Annotated in this window: 7 protein-coding genes; 4 read left to right on the top strand and 3 right to left on the bottom strand. The window is 47.7% G+C overall.

Annotated features, from left to right (window positions below):
- Positions 1-275 precede the first annotated feature (275 nt).
- A complete protein-coding gene (locus QUB10_RS33560) occupies positions 276-1,031 on the top strand; it encodes a GerMN domain-containing protein (protein ID WP_333207434.1) in 756 nt (251 codons plus the stop codon).
- Between the two features lie 270 nt (positions 1,032-1,301).
- On the opposite strand, the gene QUB10_RS33555 is transcribed toward QUB10_RS33560, so the two are convergent.
- From QUB10_RS33555 to efp, 3 genes are all read right to left on the bottom strand, one after another.
- The gene (locus QUB10_RS33555) at positions 1,302-1,694 is read right to left on the bottom strand and encodes an ArsR/SmtB family transcription factor (RefSeq protein WP_006631662.1); all 393 of its coding nucleotides are present in this window, start codon (positions 1,692-1,694) and stop codon (positions 1,302-1,304) included.
- A gap of 30 nt (positions 1,695-1,724) precedes the next feature.
- A complete protein-coding gene (gene accB / locus QUB10_RS33550) occupies positions 1,725-2,282 on the bottom strand; it encodes an acetyl-CoA carboxylase biotin carboxyl carrier protein (protein ID WP_333207433.1) in 558 nt (185 codons plus the stop codon).
- A 199-nt stretch (positions 2,283-2,481) separates the two neighbouring features.
- Complete coding sequence (gene efp / locus QUB10_RS33545; RefSeq protein WP_333058573.1) at positions 2,482-3,039, bottom strand: elongation factor P; 558 nt, start codon at positions 3,037-3,039, stop codon at positions 2,482-2,484.
- A 439-nt stretch (positions 3,040-3,478) separates the two neighbouring features.
- Between efp and QUB10_RS33540 the strand changes: the two genes are divergently transcribed.
- The 3 genes from QUB10_RS33540 to thiL form a co-directional block, all read left to right on the top strand.
- A complete protein-coding gene (locus tag QUB10_RS33540) occupies positions 3,479-4,603 on the top strand; it encodes a peptidylprolyl isomerase (protein ID WP_333207431.1) in 1,125 nt (374 codons plus the stop codon).
- Between the two features lie 242 nt (positions 4,604-4,845).
- On the top strand, positions 4,846-5,160 hold the full coding sequence (locus tag QUB10_RS33535) for a hypothetical protein (protein WP_333207430.1): 315 nt from the start codon (positions 4,846-4,848) through the stop codon (positions 5,158-5,160).
- 32 nt (positions 5,161-5,192) lie between these two features.
- The coding region (gene thiL, locus QUB10_RS33530; protein WP_333207428.1) for a thiamine-phosphate kinase at positions 5,193-5,972 on the top strand (780 nt) is incomplete at its 3' end.

The following is a 5,972-nucleotide window of genomic DNA, read 5'->3' as shown; positions in this document are numbered from 1 at the left end:
TCCGACCCCGAAAGGGGATTTAATTCAATGTAAAGCCGTCCTATAAGGACGGGGCTTCAGACCCAGTTTTTTGGTGACATACTCCACGGGCGAAATCTTATATTATGGTCTAGGATTCCAATAGTCGGATTCAGAATATGTTGGGCTTGCTATAAAGTGTTCGCTAGCAGCAATGCAATTGTGTCAATTCCAGAATCTAACCATAGACAAATGTAGCTGATCAAGAGTCGCTCCTCACCGTCCCAAGCGCTCTATCTGTAAGGAGAATTTGTATTATGAAAGATGGACAAGAAGTACGCCGCGTCTCCACAGCCGTCATTGCCGGTGTTTGCGGGTTGGCTTTACTGACGGGAGGGGGCATTGCCTGGTGGACAGCGAACCGTTCGCCCAGCCCCGCAGATACGCAGTCTTCTGCTCAAACTACGACTCAGCCGCTGTCCCCAAGTCCTGCGGAATCTCCTGCTGTAGTGATCCCTGTACCCCCTCCAAATCCTGTACAAGTGCCACAGGTTCAGACGCCACAGGTTCAGACGCCGCAGGTTCAGACGCCTAACGCTCTGATCCCAAAGTCGCCGCAGCCAAAGCCTTTGCCGCAGACTGATGTCCAGACAGTGCAAGTCTACTGGGTTAAAGATGCCAGCGGCAAATTTGAGGGAGTTCCTACGAAAGTAGCTGTCAAACAAGCTGACAAGCCTGATGTAGCTTTACAAGCTGCTTTTAACAGTTTGTTGGCTGGGCCCAAGGATGCAACTGTTTCTAGCGAAATCCCTAATGGGACAAAACTCAGGGGTTTGAGTGTTAAGAATGACGGAGTTTATGTCGATTTGTCGGCAGAATTTACTGCGGGGGGAGGGAGCAATTCGATGACTGGCCGGTTAGGGCAAGTTATCTATACGGCTACGAGTTTACAACCGAATACCAAGGTTTGGATTTCGGTGGAAGGTAAGCCTTTAGAACTTTTAGGGGGCGAAGGTTTGGAGGTGGCTCAGCCGAGTACCCGCCAAAGTTTTGACAAAAATTTTCCCCTTTAGTAATTATGAGTCATTAGTTAGGAGTCATTAGTTAGGAGTCATTAGTCATCGGTCTGAAGGCAGAGAGTAGGGATTGATAACTTATGACTCATGGCTGATGACTCATGACCACGAATTTCAAAGGTGGTACCCGCCACGTGATTTATCCGTGGAATCAATCCCAAATCGAAAATCGAAAATCCTCAAGAAAGAGCATTTATCTCGCGCAAGTCAATCTAAAATCTCAAATCTCAAATCTCAAATCGATTGACTGGGGCTGGGGACTAATTTTCAGTGCTTGGTAGTTAGACTAAATGCCCGAAAGTGTAGGGCTTGCTGTTCGATCCGGCTGGCAAGCCGATCGCACACCATATTACACAGCTCAAAAATTAACTCATCTTGCACCTTATAATAAGCTGAAGTTCCTTCACTCCGGCGAGTGAGGATACCAGCTTGGAGCATGAGTTTTAGGTGCTTAGAAACATTGGCTTGACTCGTTTGAGTAGCTTCCACCAATTCTTGCACGCATTTTTCGCCGTCGCGAAGCAAGTTCAAAATTCGTAAACGCATGGGTTCGCTCAAAATACTGAAATACTCAGCAACTTGTTGCACAACCTCTTGCGGGACAGGCTGGGATGACTTCATCAAACTCACCGGAGAGAAGTGATCGGGAAATATTAGCATTTATTCTGTCCATAACAATAAAGTAATCCTTCAATCCGGATTAATTCGCATCAACACTTGACCGTATTCGACAGGTTCGCCATTTTGAACTAAAATTTCCATCACTTGACCGGAGACTTCATCAGCATCGATCTCGTTCATCAGCTTCATCGCTTCGATAATACAGACTGTCTGGCCGACCTTGATGCGATCGCCCACATTGACAAAAGGAGGCTCGTCAGGAGCAGCAGCGCGATAAAAGGTTCCTACCATCGGCGAGATAATTGGCACCCATTTCGTATCGACAGAAGCAGGTACGGCAGCAGGTGCGGCGACAGGGGCGACGGGTACAGGGGCAGCCAGATCCGCTGCTAAATTTTGGTCAACAGCAGGAGGTGAGGCTAAGGTGGGGCTAGGAACCGCGCCCAAGGCGATCGGAGCGACTGTCGTCACGGCAGCAGGGAGCGCAGCAGAGGTGGCTGGTGAACTTGCCAGAATGCCTTTGCGTACTGTCAGTTCAATATCCCCACTTTTTAAGGTCAGTTCCGAAATGCCAGTTTTGTCTAATACAGTTAGCAGGTCACAAAGCTGGTTTAAGTCTAGTTGCACAGCAGATTCAAGGGTAATTAATAATTGAAAATTGAGAATTGAAAATTGAAAATTCAGAATCCGGCGAAGCTATGAGCATCAACGATTTTGGAGGAAAAAGGGATAGTTTTTAAGCTGTGAGCGATGAGTATTGAATTTATAACTCTTTAACTCATAACTCAGAACTAAAAACTAAAAACTCCCTTTTCCTCCCTCCTTTCTACTCTCGGCCGAGGTACTTGTCTTCACGAGTATCAATCCGAATCCGTTCTCCAATGGAAATAAATAGAGGCACCATAACCTGAGCTCCGGTGGAGACGATCGCGGGTTTGCTGCCACCAGTGGCAGTATCTCCTTTGACTCCCGGATCGGTTTGCAGCACTTCCAAGACAACAGAGTTGGGAAGTTCCACTTCCATGATTTGGTCGTTCCAGCGCAGGATGCTGACTTCCATCCCTTCACTGAGGTACTTGACTCGATCGCCTATTTGCTTAGCATTGAGGCGACTTTCCTCGTAAGTTTCCATATCCATAAAGACGAACTCGTCGCCCTCTTTATAGGTATGCTGCATCACACTCTTTTCCAGGTTGGCTTGAGGCATAGTCTCGCCCGCCCGGAAGGTTTGTTCTACTACGTTTCCGGTTTGGACGTTTTTTAATTTTGTCCGCACGAAAGCCGAGCCTTTTCCTGGCTTGACGTGGAGGAATTCGATAACCCGCCACACGCCGTTATTCCATTCAATTGAAACACCTGGTCGAAAGTCGTTACTGGAAATCATATAAATTTTTGCGGGCAATCCCGTCGCCTTGGCGGCACGGGGGAACTACAGTCAGTCGATTTTAGATTTTAGATTTTAGATTTTAGATTTACTCCACAGATGAATTTGGGAGATTGAACCTTGGTCTAAAATTTTGATCTCTCCACGACAGGAGTCTGGGGATTGTATCCGTTTTTGAGCGGGTCAGGTTAAAGCCGCAGTCTAGCTGACGGCATCAAAAAGCAATTGGCATTTTATTTTACCGTTCAAAGGGAGCAAGTGCTGTACTGAAATGTTAATGGCAGTGGGCAGTGGGCAGTTGTCAGTTGTCAGTTGACTGTTGAGTGTTGTTAGTGGGCAACTCCTCCCCAGCCGAACGAACAGACACTTTAGATGGGTAGCAGCAAAGGCGGGCGGGCAGCGCTGTGGGAAGATAATAGAGGCAATAAAAGTTAAAGTTATGTTGCATTGGCCTAATTTCTCGATCGATACGTGCAAGCGCTGGGTCAAAACCCTTGCTTTAGCGCTCTTGCTGTTCACTCTCGGACTGAGTTTCAGTGCAGTCTCCCATGCCAAACGGCCCAGCAGCAGTATGCCTGCGGGGAATGCGATTACGGACGGCCGGGCGCTGCTGCGCTTCGCTTTACCTATTGACAATCAGACTGTACGAGATTTGCAAATCAGTCTCGAAGACATTGGCAACCACATACGGTCTAAACGTTGGGGGCCTATTAGCAGCGATGTCAGTAAGGCTTCCAGGATTCTCAACCTCCGGGAATCTGACCTTTTAGAGAGTATTCCCGACGCCAAAAAGCCGCAAGCTGAGGCGCTAGTTGCACAAGCCAAGGAGGGAATTGCTCAACTGGAAAAGGCTGTTGAGGCTAAAGACAGGGACAAAGTGATTGACTTGAAAGCCACAATCCTGGGTTCGGTAGGCGAAATCGAAGAGTTGATGGTGACAAAGTTTCCGTTTGAAGTGCCTGCCAAGTATGCTAATCTGCCTCAACTGAAAGGGCGCGCTACTGTGGCTGTACAAACTGAAAAAGGGGAAATTACTGTTGTGCTTGACGGCTACAGCGCCCCGGTTACGGCTGGTAATTTTGTGGATTTGGTCGATCGAGGTTTTTATGACGGTTTGCCGTTTATTCGATCGGAAGAATCCTACGTTTTGCAAACGGGAGACCCCGAAGGCAAGGAAGAGGGTTTTATTGACCCAGCTACTGGCAAATACCGGAATATACCGCTAGAAGTGCTCGTCAGGGAGGAAAAAGAACCTATTTACGGGATTACTCTAGAAGATGCGGGGCGTTATCGCGACGAACCTGTTTTGCCTTTTTCTGCTTTCGGTACTGTGGCTATGGCCCGTACAGAAACTGACCCTGATAGCGCTTCTTCTCAGTTTTTCTTTTTCTTGTTTGAACCTGAACTCACGCCCGCTGGTCTGAATCTGTTGGACGGCCGCTATGCTGTTTTTGGTTACATGATTGAAGGAAAAGAAGTTTTGGAGCAACTGAAGCAGGGAGACAAGATTGTATCTGCTAAGGTAGTTAAAGGAATCGAAAATTTGGTGCGACCTCAAGTTTAATTAATGACGGCGATTGAAATCGCTTTTACACGAAAGTGACGGCGATTGAAATCGCTTTTACAGAAACAAAGCCCGCCTGCGCGGGCTGAAAAAATCAATAGTGACAGGCATTGAAATTTTTTCTAAATACAGATGACGGCGATTGAAATCACTTTTACACAGACAAAGCCCGCCGGAATCAGGCTGGAAGAAGAGATAATTTTTATAGTTTCGTTATTGAAAATAGGAATTCAATCGATAATATGGCTATTTTACAATTTTTATTGGTAATGGGTTTGGGCGGATTCGCAGGCTTGTTGATTGTAAAAAATGTGAATGAAAACAAGCAAAAGCAGCGGTTGGATGAGGCTTTTTATCAGTTGTTGGAAACTCAAAACAGTCAAATTTCGCTGATTCAACTGGCAGCTAGTGCTAGGGTTGAGGCTGAAGTTGCTCAGCAGTATTTAACTCGGCAAGTTAAGATTTTTTCGGCGATTTTAGAGGTAGATGATGAAGGGGATACTTTTTATAGGTTTCCTAGGTTGCGCCTGCCGCCGAGTTCGGGTAAGGAATGGTGAAGTGAGAAAGTGCGATCGACTAATTCAAATTTATGCAAGTTAAAGATATCGGTGAACAAGGCCTTTTAAGAATATTGCAAAAATTCTGCCCCGCAGAGATAGTGGGTGATGATTGCGCTGTCATGCCTACAAATCCCAACCAATCTCTGGCTATCACTACCGATATGTTAGTGGAGGGAGTGCATTTTAGCGATCGAACTACGGGGCCTTATTACGCAGGATGGCGCGCCGCAGCGGCAAATTTGTCGGATCTGGCTGCGATGGGAGCAACACCTTTGGCGGTGACTGTAGCCCTCGCTGTGGCGGCGGATACGGCTGTGGAGTGGGTTGAAGAGTTTTATCGGGGGATGACGGCTTGCTTGCAAGAATATGATACGCCGATCGTCGGTGGGGATGTTGTGCGATCGCCCGTTGTGACTGTGGCGATTACTGCTTTTGGGGAGGTTGAGTGCGATCGTACCATTAGTCGGTCAAATGCGCGATCGGGCTGGGCGATTGTGGCTACTGGGGTTCACGGAGCCTCCCGCGCGGGATTAGAATTGCTGTTAAATCCAGAATTCGGGCAAAATCTGGAAAAGGGCGATCGGGCTTCTTTAATTCTCGCTCACCAGTGCCCTAAACCGAGATTGGATGTTTTGCCGGTTGTTTGGGAAATTTTAGGTTCCGAAGGTGCGATGGAACCCCCCCTCAGTCCCCCCCTTGCTAAGGGGGGGAAGCAAGATTTCAATTCTCCAGGGGCGATGGAACCCCCCCTCAGTCCCCCCCTTAGTAAGGGGGGGAAGCAAGAGTTCTCTTCTCCCCCCCTTAGCAAG

The organism is Microcoleus sp. B5-D4 (genome assembly GCF_036705145.1).
Classification (GTDB): Bacteria; Cyanobacteriota; Cyanobacteriia; order Cyanobacteriales; family Microcoleaceae; genus Microcoleus.
The sequence above is the reverse complement of the archived record's forward strand: the minus strand, read 5'-3'. Positions and strand labels throughout refer to the sequence as shown.

What these genes read in the sequence shown, in the direction of transcription:
- QUB10_RS33560 (WP_333207434.1), top strand. Translation starts at nt 276, where the DNA reads ATGAAAGATGGACAAGAAGTACGCCGCGTCTCCACAGCCGTCATTGCC.
- QUB10_RS33555 (WP_006631662.1), bottom strand. Translation starts at nt 1,694, where the DNA reads ATGCTAATATTTCCCGATCACTTCTCTCCGGTGAGTTTGATGAAGTCA.
- efp (WP_333058573.1), bottom strand. Translation starts at nt 3,039, where the DNA reads ATGATTTCCAGTAACGACTTTCGACCAGGTGTTTCAATTGAATGGAAT.
- QUB10_RS33540 (WP_333207431.1), top strand. Translation starts at nt 3,479, where the DNA reads ATGTTGCATTGGCCTAATTTCTCGATCGATACGTGCAAGCGCTGGGTC.
- QUB10_RS33535 (WP_333207430.1), top strand. Translation starts at nt 4,846, where the DNA reads ATGGCTATTTTACAATTTTTATTGGTAATGGGTTTGGGCGGATTCGCA.